Source organism: Stenotrophomonas chelatiphaga (genome assembly GCF_001431535.1).
GTDB lineage: Bacteria > Pseudomonadota > Gammaproteobacteria > Xanthomonadales > Xanthomonadaceae > Stenotrophomonas > Stenotrophomonas chelatiphaga.
Genome location: NZ_LDJK01000042.1, coordinates 1 through 18,532, shown reverse-complemented (window position 1 = coordinate 18,532; position 18,532 = coordinate 1). Strand labels below are relative to the sequence as shown.

The window sequence follows — 18,532 nt, the reverse complement described above, 5'->3', positions numbered from 1 at the left end:
ACGATGCGCGCCCGCAGGTCCATGCGCCGGCCCCGCTGGCCGCGCCCTGGAGGGGCCGCGGCTAGACCACGCTGCCGGCGGCGTGGCCGCTGGCCCACGCCCACTGGAAGTTGTAACCGCCCAGCCAACCGCTCACGTCCAGCACCTCGCCGATGAAATGCAGGCCGGGCACCTTGCGCGATTCGAAGGTGGATGACGAAACCTGCGCGGTGTCCACCCCGCCGAGCGTGACTTCGGCGGTGCGGTAGCCCTCGGTACCACTGGCCACCAGCGGGAAGCCGGCGAGCAGGGCGGCGGCCTGGCGCAGTTGCGGCTCATCGATCTGCTTGACCGGGCGGTCCGGCAGCCAGTGCTCGCACAGGCGCTGCGCCAGGCGCTTGGGCAGCACCTCGGCCAGCACCGTGCGCAGGGCCGCGTCCGGGCGCTCGCGTTTCATCGCGCGCAGCCAGTGGTCTGCGTCCTGGCCCGGCAGCAGGTCCAGTTCAAGCGCATCACCGGGTTGCCAGAACGAGGAGATCTGCAGGATCGCCGGGCCGCTGATACCGCGGTGGGTGATCAGCAGCGAGTTGCGGAAGGCCATGCCATTGCTGCGCGCTTCCACCGGCAGCGCCACCCCGGACAGGTCCGCCAGGCGCTGCTGGTGGGTACCGCTGAGGGTCAGCGGCACCAGCCCGGCGCGGGTGGGCAGCACATCGTGGCCGAACTGCCTGGCGATCTCATAGCCGAAGCCGGTGGCGCCCAGGCTGGGGATGGACAGCCCCCCGGTGGCCACCACCAGCGAGGCGGCGAAGAACATGCCGTGCGCGGTCTGCACATGGAAGCCGTCGCTGCCGCGTTCGATCCGCTGCACCGCGCAGTCGGTACGGACCTGCACGCCGGCCTCCACGCACTCGTCCACCAGCATCTTGACGATCTGCTTGGACGACACATCGCAGAACAGCTGGCCGAGTTCCTTTTCGTGGTACGCGATGCGGTGCCGCTCGACCAGTTCGATGAAGTCCGCCGGCGTGTAGCGCGCCAGCGCGGATTTGCAGAAATGCGGGTTGGCCGACACGAAGTTGGCCGGGGTAGTGCCGGTGTTGGTGAAGTTGCAGCGACCGCCGCCGGACATCAGGATCTTCTTGCCGACCTTGTTGGCATGGTCGATCACCTGCACCACGCGGCCGCGCTGGCCGGCGGTGAGCGCACACATCAGCCCGGCCGCGCCCGCGCCGACCACCAGCACATCGCACCGCGTTGCCGCCACGCTGCTCACTCCTTGGCGCGCTTGCGCCAGGCCGGGATGACATCCAGCTGCATCTGGTCGTTGATCAGCTGCACTTCGGCGTCCTGGATCAGCACGCTCCAGCGCATGGCACGCTGGATCTGCTGGCTCCACTGCTCCACGAAGGCGCCCGGCAGGTCCAGCACGGACAGGTTGTTGAAGCGCTCCAGCGCCTTGCCCTGCTTCTGCCACCACACATCCGATGCATGCCCGGCGTAGGTCACCACCTGCACCTGGCGGCTGCGGTTGCAGGCTTTGCGCACGCGCGATTCGTCCGGGTGGCCCAGGTCGATCCAGCGCAGGATGTCACCGGTGTAGTCCTGTTCCCACAGATCCGGTTCGTCGTCGGTGCTCAGCCCGCGGCCGAACTCCAGCCGGTCCTCGGCATTGAGCGCGAAAGCCAGCAGACGCACCATCAAGCGCTCGTCGGTCTCTGACGGGTGCTGGGCGAGGGTGAGGTTATGGGTCGCGTAGTAGCCGCGATCCATGTCGCTGATCTGCAACTCGGCCTTGCGGATGGTGGCGGTGAGGGCCATGAGGCTTCCGTGGACAAAGAGCACCATGATAATGGGTGCGCCATGACCCCGTCCGATCCGATCCTTCCCGTCGTTGCCGCCAGCCGCCTGCAGCTGCCCCCGGGCAGCTGGGACAGCCTGCTGGACGGGCTCTGCGCCCGCTTTCCGCGGGTCAGCCGCGCCCAGTGGCAGGACCGCTTCCAGCGCGGACGGGTGCAGGATGCGCAAGGCAGGGCGCTGCGCCCCGGCCAGCCCTGGCAGGTGGGCCTGGAAATCCGCTACTTCCGTGAAGTCGAAGATGAACCGGTCATCCCCTTCGCCGAGCGCATCGTGCACCACGACGCCCACCTGCTGGTGGCCGACAAGCCGCATTTCCTGCCGGTGGTGCCGGCCGGCGGCCATGTGCAGCAGACCCTGTTGGCCCGGCTGGTGGCCGCCACCGGCAACACGGACCTGGTGCCGTTGCACCGGCTGGACCGCCTGACCGCCGGGCTGGTGCTGTTCTCCACCCGCCGCGACAGCCGGGATGCCTACCAGCGGCTGTTCCGTGAGCGCCGGATCGACAAGGTCTACGAGGCGCTGGCGCCCGCGCTGCCGGGGCGGTCGTTCCCGCTGCAGCGCCACAGCCGGCTGCAGAAAGGCGAACCGTTCCACTGCATGCGCGAAGCGCAGGGCGAGCCCAACAGCGAGACCCGCATCGAGGTGGTCGACCGCCAGGGTCCGGTCTGGCGCTACCGGCTGCAGCCGGTGACCGGGCGCAAGCACCAGCTGCGCGTGCACATGGCGGCCCTGGGGGCGCCGATCCTGGGCGATGACCTGTATCCGGCCTACGCGCCGCAGCCGCCGGGTGACTATCGCCGACCGCTGCAACTGCTGGCGCGACGCCTGTCGTTCAGCGACCCCTTCAGCGGTGAACCGCGCTGCTTCACCAGCACCTTGACGCTGGCTGCACCGGCAGAGGCGTAGGGCGGAAACTGAATTGGGAGGCCGCTTGCGCCCCGATCCGGGCTCGCGCCTTGGCACAGCTGCGCCCGGGCGGTGGACCATGAACGCACTGCCTATCGCTTTTTAGAACAAACACGCGTATCGTCCGTCTCACTGTGTTTGCTAGGGTCACCGTAAATCGTGGCCTGGTGCAGTTGATCTCACGATCTGCTCCATCGATCCGCTTTGCCAACGCCTGCAACTCAGTCTCGGCCCCGATATCCGGTGGCTGCGATTTATTTCACATTGTTTCAGGAGTTTCAAAGATGTCTGATCGTCAGAGCGGTACCGTCAAGTGGTTCAACGATGCCAAGGGCTTCGGCTTCATCACCCCGGAAAGCGGCCCGGACCTGTTCGTGCACTTCCGTGCCATCCAGGGCAACGGCTTCAAGTCGCTGCAGGAAGGCCAGAAGGTGACCTTCGTCGCCGTGCAGGGCCAGAAGGGCATGCAGGCTGACCAGGTGCAGGCGGTCTGATCCGCTTGCTGCCGTAAGGTAGCCAGAAACGCCGGAAGCGAAAGCTTCCGGCGTTTTTTTTTGCCTGGATTGCGGTGGTGGGTGGCGACCGTTGGTCGTCACGCGTTCGCCGATCCCCGCTCTCTACCCTGTACCCACCTGACTCCACGGATTCGCCCGCATGCTCATCGTCCATCACCTCGACAACTCCCGCTCGCTGCGCGTGCTGTGGATGCTGGAAGAACTCGGGCTGGCCTACGAGCTGAAGCAGTACGCGCGTGATGCGAAGACCATGCTGGCGCCGCCGGAACTGCGGCAGGTGCATGGGCTGGGCAAGGCCCCGGTGCTGCAGGACGGCACGCGGGTGCTGGCCGAATCCGGTGCCATCCTGGATTACCTGGCCGACAGCTATGACAGCGAGCGCGTGTTGTCGCCTGCGCCGCTGCCGGCCGCTTCGGACGAGCGCATGGCCTACCGTTACTGGCTGCATTACGCCGAAGGTTCGGCGATGCCGCCGATGCTGCTGACCCTGGTGATGTCGCGGATCCGCAACGCGCCGATGCCGTTCTTCGCCAAACCCATCGCGCGCGCGATCGCCGACAAGGCCGAAAAGGGGTTCGTCGGGCCGCAGCGCCGCCTGCACCTGGACTGGATGGAGCAGCGGCTGGCCGCCAGCCCGTGGTTTGCCGGCAAGCGCTTCACCGCCGCCGATATCCAGATGAGCTTCCCGATCCAGGCCGCCGCCAGCCGCGGCGATGGGTTGGCCGACAAGCCGGCTCTGCGCGGCTTCCTGCAGCGCATCGAACAGCGCCCGGGCTACCAGCGTGCCGTGGCCCGCGGCGGCAGCCTGGAGGCGCTCAGCGGGCGCTGAGTGCGTCTTGCCGCTGGGTCCGGCCGCCCCCATGTGGGGGGCATGGATACTGCTGACACCCTCCGTTTCGACAACCGCCTGATCCAGCGCCTTCCCGGCGACCCGGAGCCGTCCAACCAGCGCCGTGAGGTACGCGGCGCGGCCTGGTCGGCGGTGATGCCGACGCCGGTCACCGCGCCGTCCACGCTGGCGGTGTGGCCCGAAGTGGCCGACCTGCTGGGACTTCCGGCCGGCTTCGTGGACAGCGTGGATTTTGCCGAGGTGTTCGCCGGCAACGCGCTGCTGCAGGGCATGCAGCCGTGGGCCGCCAACTACGGCGGCCATCAGTTCGGTCGCTGGGCTGGGCAACTGGGCGACGGACGGGCGATCTCGCTGGGGGAACTGGTCGCCGCCGACGGGCGCCACTGGGAGCTGCAACTGAAGGGCGCCGGACCGACGCCGTATTCGCGCGGCGCCGATGGGCGCGCCGTGCTGCGTTCGTCGATACGTGAGTTCCTGTGCAGCGAGGCGATGCACCATCTGGGCGTGCCCACCACGCGCGCACTGTCGCTGGTCGGCAGCGGCGAGGGCGTGTTGCGCGACATGTTCTACGACGGTCATCCGGACATCGAACCCGGTGCCATCGTGTGCCGCGTGGCGCCTTCGTTCCTGCGCTTCGGCAGCTTCGAGCTGCCCGCATCGCGCGGCGAACAGGAGCTGCTGCAGCAGATGGCGGACACCTGCATCGCGCGCGATTTCCCCGAACTGCAGGGCAGCGGCGAAGCGCTGCTGGGCGACTGGTTCGGCCAGATCGCCGTGCGCAGTGCGGAAATGGTGGCGCACTGGATGCGCGTGGGCTTTGTCCACGGCGTGATGAACACCGACAACATGTCCGTGCTCGGTCTCACCATCGACTATGGTCCGTACGGTTGGGTGGAAGACTACGATCCGGACTGGACGCCCAACACCACCGATGCGCAGGGACGCCGTTACCGCTTCGGTACCCAGCCGCAGGTGGTGTTCTGGAACCTCACCCGGCTGGCGCAGGCGCTGGCGCCACTGTTTGCCGACGTGCAGCCGCTGCAGGCTGGACTGGATGCCTTCCAGGCCACGCTGGCCGCCTGCACCCGGCGCGACGTGGCGGCGAAGCTGGGCCTGTCCGCAGCCGATGCGGCCGACCTGCAGCTGCACCAGCGCTGGCAGCAGCTGATGCAGGACGGGGCGATGGACATGACCCTGGCGTACCGGGCGCTGATCGGGCTGGACGTGGCGTCGCCGGATCCCGCGGTGCTCGATGGCGTGTTCTACGACCCCGCACGCCAGGCAGCGGTGCGCGAGCCGCTGCTGCAATGGCTGCACGACTACGCCACGCGCCTGCGTGCCGATCCGCTCGAGGCAGCGGAACGGATCGCGCGGATGACGCGCGCCAACCCGCTGTACGTGCTGCGCAACTGGCTGGCCCAGGAAGCGATCGAGCGCGCCAGCGAGGGCGACATGGGCGGCGTGCGGGCGCTGCAGGAGGTCCTGCGTGATCCGTATACCGAACGGGCGGGGCTGGAGCATTACGCCGGCAGGCGCCCGGCATGGGCTGATCACAAGGCCGGCTGTTCGATGCTGTCCTGCAGTTCCTGAGGCGCGCAGTTGGGGGATCCGTCTGTACGACGATGGTACTACCCGTTAAGTTCGGTAATCGCACACGCAGTCGATAAACGCACTTGAATGGTGCAGTGCGATAAAACTACTTTCATCCTCGTTCCAAGCGATCCACCCCTGGCGGGGCGAGGGCAGTGCCATGACGGTGCTGAAGCCAGGTGCAGGGGAAGACCGCCGGGATTCCTTCCACCTGTGCGGAGTTCGCATGCATCGTCGTCTGTCTGCCGTTTCCCTGTCCCTGCTTGCCGCGCTGCCATCGCTGGCGCTGGCTTACCAGGCCGAACCGCCGCGCGAGGCGCTGCAGGTGCTGCGCGTGGACCGGTACGCCGACGATGCGGCGCCGGGCTCGCTGCGCTGGGCGATCACCACCGCCAACCAGGCCCCCGGCCGCCACCGGATCGAAATCGAAGCGGTCGGCCAGGCCCCGTACGTGATCCGCCCGGCCTCGCCGTTGCCGGAGATCGTCGGCCCGGTGCAGATCGTCGGCGCGCCGTGGGCACGCGAGGGCGTGCACGTGGCCATCGATGGTTCGGCCTATGTCACCGGCAGCGGTACCGATGCCTGCCCGGGTGCCGAGCCGGGCCAGTCGGGCACCAACGTGCGCACCACCACGCTGCCCGGGCTGGTGCTGCGTGATACGCAGGGCGTGGAGCTGGCCGGGCTGGAGATCCGCAACTTCTGCATCGGCGTGCTGATCAACCGCGCCAGCCACAGCGAGATCCATGACAACCGCATCGTCGCCAACAAGGGCGGCGCTGGCATCATGCTCACCGGCGATGATGGCAAGGGCCAGTCCACGCCCACCACCACCGTGCACAACCGGATCGTGCGCAACGTGTTCCTGGACAACGGCGATGGCCTGGAGCTGACCCGTGGCGCGGCCTGGAACCTGGTGGCCGACAACCTGTTCCAGTCCACCGACGCCAATCCGGAACCCTCGCAGGGCATCGAAATCCTGTGGGGCAACGACAACAGCGTGGTGCACAACCGCTTCGTCGATTATTCCGATGGCCTGCAGATCAACTGGGGCAACCGCAACTACATCGCCGCCAATACCTTCACCGGCAACTCCATCGGCCTGAGCATCACCGGCAGCGGCAACGTGGTCGATGGCAACACCGTCACCGGCAATGGCATCGGCATCGCGGTGCGTCCGCAGCCGGTCAGTGCAGCCAACCGCTTCACCGGCAACCGTCTGTCCGGCAATGGGCTGCACATCGAACGCTGCGAGGCCGGTGGCGCGTGTGCGCCGGGCCAGGCACGCGGTGCGATCGTGTTCGGTGTGCCGGGACTGGAACATGCCAGTTTCAAGGGATCCCGCGGCCGCGGCGTGGACAATGACCCGTCCAGGCGTGCACGCATCTGCAGCGCCGCCGGCCGGGCCGAATGCCAGCCGCCGGCCAACCTCGGCCAGGCTGCACCGACGCTGCAATCGGTGCAGGGCAGGGGGGCTGCCCGCGTCGTACACGGGGTGTTCAACGGCGCGCCGAACCAGCGCTACCAGGTTGAATTGTTCGGCAACACGGCCAAGGACGGCAGCGAAGCCGAACGCGTGCTGGGCACGGTGCAGGCGGTCACCGATGCACAGGGGCAGGGGCGCTTCGCGGTGCCGCTGGCTGATGCGGGCGAGGGCGCCGGGCTGGCCACGGTCACCGCCACGCTGACCTCCGCGCTGGGCGCCACCTCTCCGTTGAGCACGCCGCTGGCGCTGCGCTGATGACTTCCTTCCGGGACCCTGCGATGACCTCCACCTCCACCACTTCCTGCCTGCTGGCCACCGCCACCGTGGCCGCCCTGCTGGTGCCGATGCTGGCCAGCGCGCAATCCCCCAATGCCAACGCCTACGACGGCCAGACGCTCACCGGTGACTGGGGTGGCACGCGCAGCGAGCTGGCCGCGCGCGGCATCGCATTCCGCGGCGACTACGTCGGTGAAGCGATGGGCGTGGTCGACGGCGGCTACGGTGAGACCGGCGCGCGCTACGCGCAGCAGGTCCGCGTGGGCATGGACCTGGACATGGGCAAGCTGGCCGGTTGGGACGGCGGCACGCTGCACGTCACCCTCAATGACCGCCGCGGCCGCAGCACCTCGGTGGACTTCGTCGGCAATCGTTTCCCGATCCAGGAAGCCTACGGCGGCCAGTACACGCGCCTGACCGAGCTCAGTTACGACCAGAAGTTCGCCGATGGCCAGTCGTACTTCAAGCTGGGCTACTACGCGATGGGCAACCAGTTCGGGCTGCACAGCCTGCTGACCCATTTCGTCAATGCGGCGTTCTGCGCGCATCCGTTGGCGATGTCCGGCAACAGCGGCTGGTACAACTACCCGGTGGCGCGCTGGGGCGGTGAAATCGCCCAGCAGGTGAGCCCGGCGCTGAACGTGCGGACCGGCTGGTTCCAGGTCAATCCGAACCTGGGCGGCAACATCGAACGCAACGCCTTCCGGCCGTTCGCTTCCGGCACCACCGGGTCGTTGTTCCCGGTAGAGCTGACCTGGACGCCCGGCAAGGGCGGTGATCATCCCGGCGTCTACAAGTTCGGCGGCTACTACGACACTTCACGCGTGGCGCGGCGTGGGCTCGAGTCTGCTGCCACCACCGGCCGCCATGGCGGCTACCTGCTGGCCGAACAGCGTCTGACCCGTGAAGCCGGTGACCCGGAGCGCGGCCTGACCGCCTTTGCCCAATACATGGTGTCCGACACCGATACCGCGCAGATCCGCCGCTGGTATGCACTGGGGGGCGTCTACCAGGGCATTGGTTCACGCCCCCAGGACAGCATCGCGCTGGGCTACGTTGGCGCGGACATCAACCGCCGCCTGATCGACGCCCGCCGCGCCTCGCTGGTCGATGCCGGTGTGCCTGGCGACTCGCCGCTGTACCACCTCAGCCAGGCCGAGGAACTGTTCGAACTGTCCTACAGCGTGCAGGTCACGCCGTGGCTGATGATCCGCCCGGACGTGCAGTACATCGTCAATCCGGGCACCTTCGCCTACACCCGCACCGACAACGCCTGGGCGCTCGGCGTGCAGGCCAAGGTGACCTTCTGATGCGTTTCTATTCCTATCCGGTGACTCCCATGCGCGCGTTGATGCCCCTGTTGCTGGCCATGGCCTGCGCCACTTCGATTCCTGCCGTGCAGGCCGCGCCGCCGGCCATCAGACCGTTGCAGATCGGCACGATGCGGATCGGCGAGGGCATGCCCAAGACCATCGTGCCGATCACCGCGGCGACGGCGGAGCAGGCGCTGCAGCAGGCGAAGGTGATCGCCGCCAGCGCGTCCACCGATATCGCCGAGTGGCGGATCGATTACCTGGATATCGCCACCGACGGCACCGCGCTGCTCGCGCTGGGCAAGCGCATCGAGCAGGCGTTGGCAGGCAAGCCACTGATCGTGACCTTCCGCACCCAGGCCGAGGGCGGCAGCAAGGCGATCAGCGATGCCGACTACGGCGCGCTGTACGCCACCCTGCTGCGCGGCGGCTTCGTGCAGATGCTGGACGTGGAGATGTTCCGTGATCGGCAGGTGGTGCAGTCACTGGTCGACGCGGCGCACGGGGCCGGTGCCAAGGTGGTGATGTCCAGCCATGACTTCCACGCCACGCCGCCGCGCGAAGAGATCGTCGCGCGACTGCTCAGGCAGCAGGCGATGGGGGCGGACGTGCTGAAGATCGCGGTGATGCCGCGTGATGCCGGCGACGTGCTGGCGCTGCTGGACGCCACCTGGCAGGTGCGCCAGCAGAGCGACCGCCCGTTGCTGACGATGGCGATGGGCGGCACCGGCGTGGTCTCGCGGCTGGCCGGGGAGACCTTCGGCCAGGCGATGACCTTCGGCATGATCGGCACGCCCTCCGCGCCCGGTCAGGTCGAGGTGGAGCAGCTGCAATCCGTGCTCCAGGTCATCCATGCCTCCGGCCAGGCCGGCCGTTGAAGCGCGCCTGCCAGCCTCCTTCCATCGTGTGTCGTCGCAGGTATTCCGCATGAGCAGTCCCTCCGCAAGCGCCCCACCGCTGGTCCTTGAAAAGATGACCCCGTTCCAGTGGACGGCCATTGCCATCTGCGTGCTGTTGAACATGCTCGACGGCTTCGACGTGATGGTGATGGCGTTCACCGCGCCGCACGTTTCCAGTGACTGGGGATTGTCCGGCAAGGCGCTGGGGATGATGCTCAGCGCCGGCCTGGTCGGCATGGCACTGGGCTCCTTCCTGCTGGCCCCGCTGGCAGATCGCTGGGGCCGCCGGCCGATGATCATGTGCTGCCTGGTGATCCTGACCGTGGGCATGGCACTGTCCGCGCTGGCCGCCACGGCCTGGCAGCTGGCCGCGCTGCGTGTATTCACCGGCATCGGCATCGGCGGCATGCTGGCTGGCGTCGGGGTGATCACCGCCGAATATGCCAACGCCAAGTGGCGCAGCACGGCGGTGGCCCTGCAGGCGACCGGCTACCCGATCGGTGCCACCTTGGGCGGGGTGCTGGCCGCCTGGATGCTGCAGCACTTCAGCTGGCACAGCGTGTTCCTGATCGGCGCGGCGGCCTCGCTGCTGTGCATCCCGCTGGTGATGGCATGCCTGCCCGAGTCACTGGATTTCCTGGTCGCCCGGCGCCCGGCAGACGCCTTGCCGCGCTTGAACACGCTGCTGGCGCGGATGCAGATGACACCGCTGCAGGCCTTGCCGCCGGCGCCGTCGCGCGATGGCCGGCGCAAGGGGTATGCCGCGCTGTTCGTCGGTGACCTGCGACCGGTCGCGGTGTTCATCGCGCTGGCGTTCTTCCTGCACATGTTCGCGTTCTACTTCGTGCTGAGCTGGACCCCGAAGCTGTTGGTGTCTGCCGGCGTGTCGGCGCAGCAGGGCATCACTGGCGGCGTGCTGCTCAACCTCGGTGGCATCGTCGGCGGCAGCCTGTTCGGCTGGCTGGCCTCGCGCTGGGCGCTGTCCCGGTTGACCGCCGCCAGCCTGCTGCTGGCGATGGGAGCGATGCTGGTATTTGCCGGCTTCAACACCACCCTCGGCGTCGCCTTCCCGGTGGCCTTCGTGATCGGCGCGGCGCTGTTCGGTGCGATGGCGGGCCTGTATGCGGCCGCCCCGGTGGTGTTCGCCGCGGACGTGCGTACCACCGGCCTGGGCTGGGCGATCGGCATCGGCCGGGTTGGCGCCATCCTGTCACCGCTCAGCGTCGGCCTGCTGGTCGATCGAGGGTGGCAGCCGTCGGCGCTGTACGTGCTGTGCGCGCTGCCGCTGGGGCTGGCGGCATGGGCGTGCCTGCGGCTGCGCGTCGGCGTTGGGCAGGTGCGCACATGAGCGGCCCATCCGCACCTGAGGCAGTGTTCGATTATCGAACGGCATGTCCGAATATCGGATTGACCGTCCGGGCCAGCATGGCGACCATGTGGGTATCGGGTTCTTCTTCGTACGTCGCATCACCGCCTGCCGCCATCGGCCATGCAGGGGTGGTGCAGGGAGCAATGCAGTGATCGACAAGACCGTGGCCGATGCAGCAGCTGCTGTGGCCGACATCCATGACGGTGCAACGGTGATGATCGGCGGATTTGGTACCGCCGGCATGCCCGATGCGCTGATCGATGCGCTGATCGAACAAGGCGCGCGTGAGCTGACCATCATCAACAACAATGCCGGCAACGGGGATTCCGGACTGGCCGCGCTGATCCGTCACAAGCGCGTGCGCCGCATGGTCTGCTCGTTCCCGCGGCAGTCCGATTCGCAGCATTTCGATACCGCCTACAAGGCCGGTGAGATCGAACTGGAACTGGTGCCGCAGGGCAACCTGGCCGCGCGCATCCACGCCGCCGGCTCCGGGCTCGGCGCGATCTTCACCCCCACCGGTTTCGGCACGCAGCTGGCCGAAGGCAAGGAAACGCGGGAGATCGACGGGCGCCATTACGTGCTGGAGCTTCCGCTGCATGCTGACTTCGCGCTGATCAAGGCCGACCGGGGTGACCGCTGGGGCAACTTGGTCTACCGCAAGACCGCGCGCAACTTCGGCCCGCTGATGGCGATGGCCGCGCGCTGTGCGATCGTGCAGGTGCGCGAAGTGGTGGCGCTGGGCGAACTGGATCCGGAAGCGGTGGTGACGCCGGGCATCTTCGTGCAGCGCGTGGTGGCCGTCGACAGTGCGCAGGCACTGGACAGGAGCGCGGCATGAACCGCTTGAGCCGCCAGCAGATGGCCGCGCGCGTGGCGCGCGATATCCCCGAAGGAGCCTACGTCAACCTGGGCATCGGCCTGCCGACCACCGTGGCCAACTTCCTGCCCGCCGACAAGGAGATCTTCCTGCAGAGCGAGAACGGCCTGCTCGGCATGGGCCCTGCGCCGGCCACCGGCGAGGAAGACCCGGACCTGATCAATGCCGGCAAGCAGCCGGTGACGCTGCTGCAGGGCGGCTGCTACTTCCACCATGCCGATTCGTTCGCGATGATGCGCGGCGGCCACCTGGACATCTGCGTGCTGGGCGCCTTCCAGGTATCGGCACACGGCGACCTGGCCAACTGGAGCACCGGGGCGCCCGATGCGATTCCCGCCGTCGGCGGCGCGATGGACCTGGCGATCGGGGCCAAGCAGGTGTTCGTGATGATGGACCTGCTGACCAAGCAGGGTGAGAGCAAGCTGGTTGCCGAATGCAGCTATCCGCTGACCGGCCTGCGTTGCGTATCGCGCGTGTATACCGATGTCGGCGTGTTCGACGTGGGCGCCGACGGCGCGCGCGTGGTGGAGATGGTCGACGGTGCCAGCCTGGAGATGCTGCGCGAACTGACCGGGCTGCCGCTGCAGCTGGCCGAAGGAGCCTGAGATGCGCCTGCATGACACCTACATAATTGATGGAATCCGCACGCCGATCGGGCGCTATGCGGGCGCGCTGGCCGGCGTGCGTGCCGATGACCTCGGCGCGATCCCGCTGCAGGCGCTGCTGGCGCGCCACCCGGGATTGGATCCGGCGTTGATCGAAGAGGTCTACCTGGGCTGCACCAACCAGGCCGGCGAAGACAACCGCAACGTCGCGCGGATGAGCCTGCTGCTGGCGGGCCTGCCGGTGACCGTGCCCGGCAGCACGGTCAACCGGCTGTGCGGTTCCGGGCTGGATGCCATCGGCACGGTGGCACGCGGCATCGCTGCCGGCGAACTGGGCCTGGCCATCGCCGGTGGCGTGGAATCGATGTCGCGCGCGCCGATGGTGATGGGCAAGGCCGGTACCCCGTTCGCGCGTGACCAGGTCCTGGAAGACACCACCATGGGCTGGCGTTTCATCAATCCGCGCCTGCGCGAACTGCATGGCGTGGAGACCATGGGCCAGACCGCCGAGAACGTGGCCGAGCGCCATGCGATCTCCCGCGAGGACCAGGATCGGTTCGCGCTGCGCAGCCAGCAGCGCGCCGCGGCGGCGCAGCAGGCGGGCTTCTTCGACGGCGAGATCATCGCGGTCGATGTGCCGGGCCGCAGGCGTGGGGAGACCGTGCGCGTGGAGCACGATGAACACCCGCGTGCGGATACCACGCTGGAGGCGCTGGCCCGCTTGAAGCCGCTGTTCCGCCAGCCTGGCAGCGTGACCGCGGGCAACGCATCGGGTATCAACGACGGCGCGGCTGCGCTGCTGCTGGCTTCCGCCGCGCAGGTGCAGGCGCTGGGCCTGACCCCGCGTGCACGCATCCTCGGTTTCGCCAGTGCGGGCGTGGAGCCGTCGGTGATGGGCATGGGGCCGGTGCCGGCGACGCGCCGGCTGCTGGCCCGCCTGGGCCTGTCGATCGCCGACTTCGATGCCATTGAACTCAACGAGGCCTTCGCCTCGCAGGGACTGGCCTGCCTGCGTGAACTCGGCCTCGCCGACGATGCGCCACACGTCAATGCCAATGGCGGTGCGATCGCGCTCGGCCACCCGCTGGGCATGAGCGGCGCACGCATCGCGTTGACCTTGATGCGCCAGCTGGAAGCCAGCGGCGGCCGGCGTGGTCTGGCTACCATGTGCATCGGGGTCGGCCAGGGCGTGGCACTGGCCATCGAACGGGTGTGAGCCCGGTTTCCCCCTCCTGTTTCACAGCCGCTGCCCGCCCTGCGTGGCAGCGTGCGCGAATGCACCAGCCGCGGCCTGCGGGCCGCCTGCCAACCGGAGTACGCGATGAGCGATCCCACTGAACTGCGCGGCTATCGAAAGCCATATCCCGGCACCCAGCCGCCCCGTATCCACCTGCCGTACGCATCCACCGCCAAGCGCGGGCCCAGCCGGGATCCGATCGCGATCCCGGTCACGCTGTCCGAAGTGACCGGCCCGACCCTGGACCGCACCACCCTGGGCGCGCATGCGGCGGATCTCACCGCCGGGTTCGCCGGTGAGCCGCTGGGCGAGCGCATCATCGTCAGCGGCCGCGTGCTGGACGAAAACGGCCGCCCGGTGCGCAACAGTGTGGTGGAGGTGTGGCAGTGCAATGCCGCCGGCCGTTACCTGCACAAGGGCGACCAGCACGATGCGCCGCTGGATCCGAACTTCAAGGGCACCGGCCAGGTGCTGACTGACGCGCACGGCCGCTACCGCTTCACCACCATCAAGCCCGGCGCGTATCCGTGGCGCAACCATTACAACGCATGGCGCCCGGCGCACATCCATTTCTCGTTGCACGGCGAAGGCATCGGCCAGCGGCTGGTGACCCAGATGTATTTCCCCGGCGATCCGCTGCTGGAATACGACCCGATCTTCAACTGCGTGGACGACGCCAAGGCGCGTGCGCGCATGGTATCGGCGTTCGACTGGGAAACCAGCGCCAACGAATTCGCCCTCGGCTACCGCTTCGACATCGTGTTGCGCGGCCGCAAGATGACCGTGTGGGAGTAATCCAATGAGTTTCCAATCTACTCCGTGGCAGACCGTGGGGCCGTACTACCGGCTGGGCCTGGAACCGCTGTATCGCACCGGGATCGCACCGCCCAGCGCGCTCGGCGAACGCGTGGAGGTACGCGGCCAGGTGTTCGATGGCACCGGGCTGCCGGTGTCCGATGCGGTACTGGAAATCTGGCAGGCCGACGCGCAGGGCATCTATGCCCACGCCGAGGATCCGCGCCGCGACGACCACGATCCGGCCTTCGACGGCTGGGGGCGGGTGCCCACCGATGAAAACGGTCGCTTCGCCTTCAGCACGGTCAAGCCGGGCAGCGTCGCCGGGCCCGGTGGCCGGGCACAGGCGCCGCACCTGGTGGTGCTGGTGTTCATGCGCGGCCTGCTGCGTGCGGCCAGCGCACGGATTTACTTCAGTGACGAGCCGCGCAACGACGAAGACCCGATCCTGCACCTGGTCCCGGCGGAGCGGCGCGGCACGTTGCTCGCGCAGGCCCAAGGCGACGGCGTGTACCACTGGAACGTGCACATGCAGGGGCCGGACGAGACGGTCTTCTTCGATTACTGAGCCGTTCTCCACGCCCGCTGACCGCGGGCGTGGGTAAGCTGGTCCCCTCTGGATGGATGGCGGTACATGAGCGAAACCCACTCCCTGCTCGGGGCCCTGTTCGGCGATCCGCTCGTCGATGCCGGATTCACCGATGCCGCACGCCTGCAGGCGATGCTCGACGTGGAGCGCGCGCTGGCCTGCGCGCAGGCCCGCTGCGGAGTGATTCCGCAGACGGCGCTGCCGGCCATCGAAGCGGCCTGCCACGCGCAGCTGTACGACATCGCGGCACTGGCCCAGGCCACGGCGTTGGCGGGCAACCCGGCCATTCCGCTGGTCAAGGCGTTGACCGCGCGCGTGCGTGCCGACGATGCCGAGGCCGCGCGGTGGGTACATTGGGGCGCCACCAGCCAGGACATCATCGATACCGGAGCAGTGCTGCAGCTACGGCAGGCGGTGGGCCAGGTGCAGGCGAAACTGCAGCAGCTGTGCAGCGCATTGGCGGCACTGGCCGAGGCCGAGCGTGACACCGGCCTGCCGGGGCGCACCCTGTTGCAGCAGGCCGTACCGGTCACCTTCGGGCTGAAGGCCGCCGGCTGGCTGGATGCCCTGCAGCGCAGCCAGCAGCGGTTGCACGCGCTGCATGCCGATACGCTGGTGCTGCAGTTCGGTGGAGCCGCCGGAACGCTGGCGTCGCTGCAGGACCGTGGCCTGGACGTGGCGCAGGCGCTGGCCGAAGAACTGCAGCTGCCGTTGCCGGCGCTGCCCTGGCATGCCGCCCGCGATCGCATCGCCGAGCTGGGCAGTGTGTTCGCACTGCTGGTCGGCAGCCTGGGCAAGATCGCCACCGACATCGTGTTGCTGATGCAGTCCGAGGTGGCCGAAGCCTTCGAGCCGGCGGGCGAGGGCAAGGGCGGGTCGTCGGCGATGCCGCACAAGCGCAATCCGGTGGGCTGCGTGGCCGCCATTGCCGCAGCCACCCGCGTGCCCGGCCTGCTGTCCACGTTGTTCAGCGCGATGCCACAGGCGCACGAGCGCGCCGCCGGGCAGTGGCATGCGGAGTGGGAAACCGTGCCGGAGATCGTGCGCCTGTGCGCCGGCAGCCTGGCCCAGGTGACGGTGGTGGTGCGGGGCCTGCAATTGGATCGCGAGCGCATGCAGGAGCACCTGGGCAGCCACGGCGGCCTGCTGTATGCCGAGGCGGTGGCGGTCACCCTGGCCGAGCAGATCGGCAAGGCGGCCGCGCATGCGCTGGTGGAGCAGGCCGCGCAGCAGGCGCTTGCCCACGCCCGGCCGCTGCGTGAGGTGCTGCAGGCCAACCCGGAAGTGAGCCGCCATCTGGACAGCGCGCAGCTGGACGCGCTGTTCGCCGCCGACAGCTGGCGCGGCATGGCCGATACCTGGATCGACCGCGTGCTCGCACGCGTCCCCCACGATGCGTGATGGAGCATTGCATGGCCTTCCTTGAACTTCCCCGGCACCGACTGCGCTACGTGGTGGAGGGACCGGCCGACGCCCCCTGGCTGACCTTCTGCAACTCGCTGGGCACCGACCTGCACATGTGGGAACCGCAGGCGCGGGCCTTCAGCGGCCGCTTCCGCGTGCTGCGCTACGACCGTCGCGGCCACGGGCTGTCCAGCACGCCGCCGGGCCTGTACACGGTGGATGACCTCGGCGCCGACGTGCTGGCGCTGTGGAACCACCTGGGCATCGAGCGCAGCCATTTCTGTGGGCTGTCGATCGGCGGACTGACCGGCCAGTGGCTCGGCGTGCACGCCGGTGAACGCCTGCTCTCGCTGACGGTGGCCGCAACCGCGGCGAAGATCGGCAGCCTGGAAAGCTGGCGCGCGCGCATCGACCAGGTCCGCGCCGCGGGACTGCAGCCGCTGCTGGAAGGCACCCGCGAGCGCTGGTTCAGCACGGCCTTCGCGCAGACCCACGCGCAGCAGGTCGAGGACATCCTGCAACGCTTCCTGACCACATCCGCCGAAGGGTATGCCGGGTGCTGCAATGCGGTGGGGCATGCCGATTTCCGTGACCGGCTGGCCGACATCCGCGTGCCCACGCTGGCGATCGCCGGTGACCAGGACCCGGTCTGCCCGCCGGCCGACCTGCAGGCCATCGCGACTGGCGTGGCGCAGGGACGCTATGCCAGCGTGCCCGGCCGGCATATCTGCAACCTGGAGTCGGTGGACGCGTTCAACGCGGCACTGGCCGCTCATCTGCACGCCTGAGGAACATCACGATGGACGAACAGCAACGTTACGAAGCCGGCCTGGCCGTGCGCCGGGAGGTGCTGGGCGAAGCGCACGTGGAGCGCTCGCTGCAGGCACGTACCGATTTCACCGAAGAATTCCAGGCCTTCATCACGCGCACGGCGTGGGGCACGGTGTGGACGCGCGATGGCCTGCCACGACATACCCGCTCGCTGCTGACCATCGTGATGATGGTGGCGTTGGGGCACGACGAAGAGTTCAAGCTGCACATCCGCGCGGCCCGCAACAACGGGGTCACGCCGGATGAAATCAAGGAAGCGCTGCTGCAGGCGGCGATCTACTGCGGCGTGCCCGCCGCCAACCACGCCTTCGCACTGGCCAAGCCGATCCTCGAAGAGCAGGCCGCCGGATGACCCGGTAGTGACGGCCGCTGGCCGTCCGCCGTGGTGGGTGACGACCGTTGGTCGTCACTGCGCTGCCGCTGCGCTCGCCGAGCACGGCTCGGCGCTACCCATCCTGCACGGTAGTGACGGCCGCTGGCCGTCCGCCGTGGGGGGTGACGACCGTTGGTCGTCACTGCGCTGCCGCTGCGCTCGCCGAGGACGGCTCGGCGCTACCCATCCTGCACGGTAGTGACGGCCGCTGGCCGTCAGCTTTCCGCCTCAGCCCAGCAGCAGCCCCAGCTGCTGCGCGGATTCGCGCAGCCGCGGCAGGATCCGTGTCTGCATCGTGCCCAGGCTGATGCGCCCGGCCTGGGTGCCGATGTTCAGCGCGCCGACCACCTCGCCACTGCGGCGCAGCACCGGTACCGCGATCGAACGCAGGCCGATCTCCAGTTCCTGGTCGACCAGCGCCACGCCTTCGCGCCGTACCTTGTCCAACGTCTCCAGGAACTCGTCCATGCGGGTGATCGTGCGTTCGGTGCGCGGACGCAACGGGGTCCGCTCCAGATAGCCTTCCAGCGTGTCACGCGGCAGCGCCGCCAGCAGCACCCGGCCCATCGACGTGCAGTAGCACGGCAGTCGGCTGCCGGCGCGCAGGCCGATCGACATGATGCGCACGGTTTCGGCGCGCGCGATGTACAGCACGTCATCGCCATCGAGCACGCCCAGCGAACACGACTCGTGCAGGTCGTCGCGCAGCGCATCCAGCACCGGTTGCGCCGCCGCGGTCATCGACGAGGACGCCACGTAGGCGCCGCCGAGGCCCAGC

General features: G+C 68.6%; 19 protein-coding genes. 16 read left to right on the top strand and 3 right to left on the bottom strand.

Annotated elements, in window-relative coordinates:
- Nucleotides 1-61 precede the first annotated feature (61 nt).
- Nucleotides 62-1,246 (bottom strand): BaiN/RdsA family NAD(P)/FAD-dependent oxidoreductase, encoded by a 1,185-nt coding sequence (locus ABB28_RS09945; RefSeq protein ID WP_057508482.1) that lies wholly within the window; start codon nucleotides 1,244-1,246, stop codon nucleotides 62-64.
- A gap of 5 nt (nucleotides 1,247-1,251) precedes the next feature.
- Nucleotides 1,252-1,800 carry a YaeQ family protein gene (locus tag ABB28_RS09940; RefSeq protein WP_057508474.1) on the bottom strand — a complete coding sequence of 183 codons (549 nt, stop codon included), beginning with the start codon at nucleotides 1,798-1,800 and terminating at the stop codon, nucleotides 1,252-1,254.
- A 42-nt stretch (nucleotides 1,801-1,842) separates the two neighbouring features.
- On the opposite strand from ABB28_RS09940, the gene ABB28_RS09935 reads away from it, so the two are divergent.
- The 16 genes from ABB28_RS09935 to pcaC all read left to right on the top strand — a co-directional run bounded on the left by ABB28_RS09935 (nucleotide 1,843) and on the right by pcaC (nucleotide 17,733).
- Nucleotides 1,843-2,745: a pseudouridine synthase gene (locus tag ABB28_RS09935; protein WP_057508473.1), complete on the top strand. Its 903-nt coding sequence runs from the start codon at nucleotides 1,843-1,845 to the stop codon at nucleotides 2,743-2,745.
- Between the two features lie 284 nt (nucleotides 2,746-3,029).
- Complete coding sequence (locus ABB28_RS09930; RefSeq protein ID WP_042615064.1) at nucleotides 3,030-3,239, top strand: cold-shock protein; 210 nt, start codon at nucleotides 3,030-3,032, stop codon at nucleotides 3,237-3,239.
- A 160-nt stretch (nucleotides 3,240-3,399) separates the two neighbouring features.
- Entirely contained in the window at nucleotides 3,400-4,089 is a 690-nt protein-coding gene (locus tag ABB28_RS09925) for a glutathione S-transferase (protein WP_057508472.1), read from the top strand.
- A 42-nt stretch (nucleotides 4,090-4,131) separates the two neighbouring features.
- The gene (locus ABB28_RS09920) at nucleotides 4,132-5,700 is read left to right on the top strand and encodes a protein adenylyltransferase SelO (RefSeq protein ID WP_057508471.1); all 1,569 of its coding nucleotides are present in this window, start codon (nucleotides 4,132-4,134) and stop codon (nucleotides 5,698-5,700) included.
- 226 nt (nucleotides 5,701-5,926) lie between these two features.
- Entirely contained in the window at nucleotides 5,927-7,438 is a 1,512-nt protein-coding gene (locus tag ABB28_RS09915; RefSeq protein WP_057508470.1) for a right-handed parallel beta-helix repeat-containing protein, read from the top strand.
- Between the two features lie 23 nt (nucleotides 7,439-7,461).
- Nucleotides 7,462-8,769 carry a carbohydrate porin gene (locus ABB28_RS09910; protein WP_057508469.1) on the top strand — a complete coding sequence of 436 codons (1,308 nt, stop codon included), beginning with the start codon at nucleotides 7,462-7,464 and terminating at the stop codon, nucleotides 8,767-8,769.
- On the top strand, nucleotides 8,769-9,650 hold the full coding sequence (gene aroD, locus ABB28_RS09905; RefSeq protein ID WP_245625322.1) for a type I 3-dehydroquinate dehydratase: 882 nt from the start codon (nucleotides 8,769-8,771) through the stop codon (nucleotides 9,648-9,650). Before ABB28_RS09910 ends, aroD begins: the two co-directional genes overlap by 1 nt.
- A 49-nt stretch (nucleotides 9,651-9,699) precedes the next feature.
- Nucleotides 9,700-11,019, top strand: coding sequence for an MFS transporter (locus ABB28_RS09900; protein WP_057508468.1), 1,320 nt, complete (start codon nucleotides 9,700-9,702; stop codon nucleotides 11,017-11,019).
- A gap of 169 nt (nucleotides 11,020-11,188) precedes the next feature.
- A complete protein-coding gene (locus ABB28_RS09895) occupies nucleotides 11,189-11,881 on the top strand; it encodes a 3-oxoacid CoA-transferase subunit A (protein WP_057508467.1) in 693 nt (230 codons plus the stop codon).
- On the top strand, nucleotides 11,878-12,525 hold the full coding sequence (locus tag ABB28_RS09890) for a 3-oxoacid CoA-transferase subunit B (protein ID WP_057508466.1): 648 nt from the start codon (nucleotides 11,878-11,880) through the stop codon (nucleotides 12,523-12,525). The genes ABB28_RS09895 and ABB28_RS09890 overlap by 4 nt, the downstream gene beginning before the upstream one ends.
- 1 nt (nucleotide 12,526) lies before the next feature.
- Nucleotides 12,527-13,741 carry a 3-oxoadipyl-CoA thiolase gene (gene pcaF, locus ABB28_RS09885; protein WP_425479538.1) on the top strand — a complete coding sequence of 405 codons (1,215 nt, stop codon included), beginning with the start codon at nucleotides 12,527-12,529 and terminating at the stop codon, nucleotides 13,739-13,741.
- 105 nt (nucleotides 13,742-13,846) lie between these two features.
- Nucleotides 13,847-14,557: a protocatechuate 3,4-dioxygenase subunit beta gene (pcaH, locus tag ABB28_RS09880; RefSeq protein ID WP_057508465.1), complete on the top strand. Its 711-nt coding sequence runs from the start codon at nucleotides 13,847-13,849 to the stop codon at nucleotides 14,555-14,557.
- A gap of 4 nt (nucleotides 14,558-14,561) precedes the next feature.
- On the top strand, nucleotides 14,562-15,125 hold the full coding sequence (gene pcaG, locus ABB28_RS09875) for a protocatechuate 3,4-dioxygenase subunit alpha (RefSeq protein WP_057508464.1): 564 nt from the start codon (nucleotides 14,562-14,564) through the stop codon (nucleotides 15,123-15,125).
- A 66-nt stretch (nucleotides 15,126-15,191) separates the two neighbouring features.
- Nucleotides 15,192-16,547: a 3-carboxy-cis,cis-muconate cycloisomerase gene (locus ABB28_RS09870; protein WP_057508463.1), complete on the top strand. Its 1,356-nt coding sequence runs from the start codon at nucleotides 15,192-15,194 to the stop codon at nucleotides 16,545-16,547.
- Nucleotides 16,548-16,558: 11 nt separating this feature from the next.
- The gene (gene pcaD, locus ABB28_RS09865) at nucleotides 16,559-17,338 is read left to right on the top strand and encodes a 3-oxoadipate enol-lactonase (RefSeq protein WP_057508462.1); all 780 of its coding nucleotides are present in this window, start codon (nucleotides 16,559-16,561) and stop codon (nucleotides 17,336-17,338) included.
- A gap of 11 nt (nucleotides 17,339-17,349) precedes the next feature.
- On the top strand, nucleotides 17,350-17,733 hold the full coding sequence (pcaC, locus tag ABB28_RS09860) for a 4-carboxymuconolactone decarboxylase (protein WP_057508461.1): 384 nt from the start codon (nucleotides 17,350-17,352) through the stop codon (nucleotides 17,731-17,733).
- Between the two features lie 249 nt (nucleotides 17,734-17,982).
- Here the strand turns inward: pcaC and ABB28_RS09855 are convergent.
- Nucleotides 17,983-18,532: IclR family transcriptional regulator domain-containing protein (locus ABB28_RS09855; protein ID WP_057508460.1), on the bottom strand; the 550-nt coding region annotated here is incomplete at its 5' end.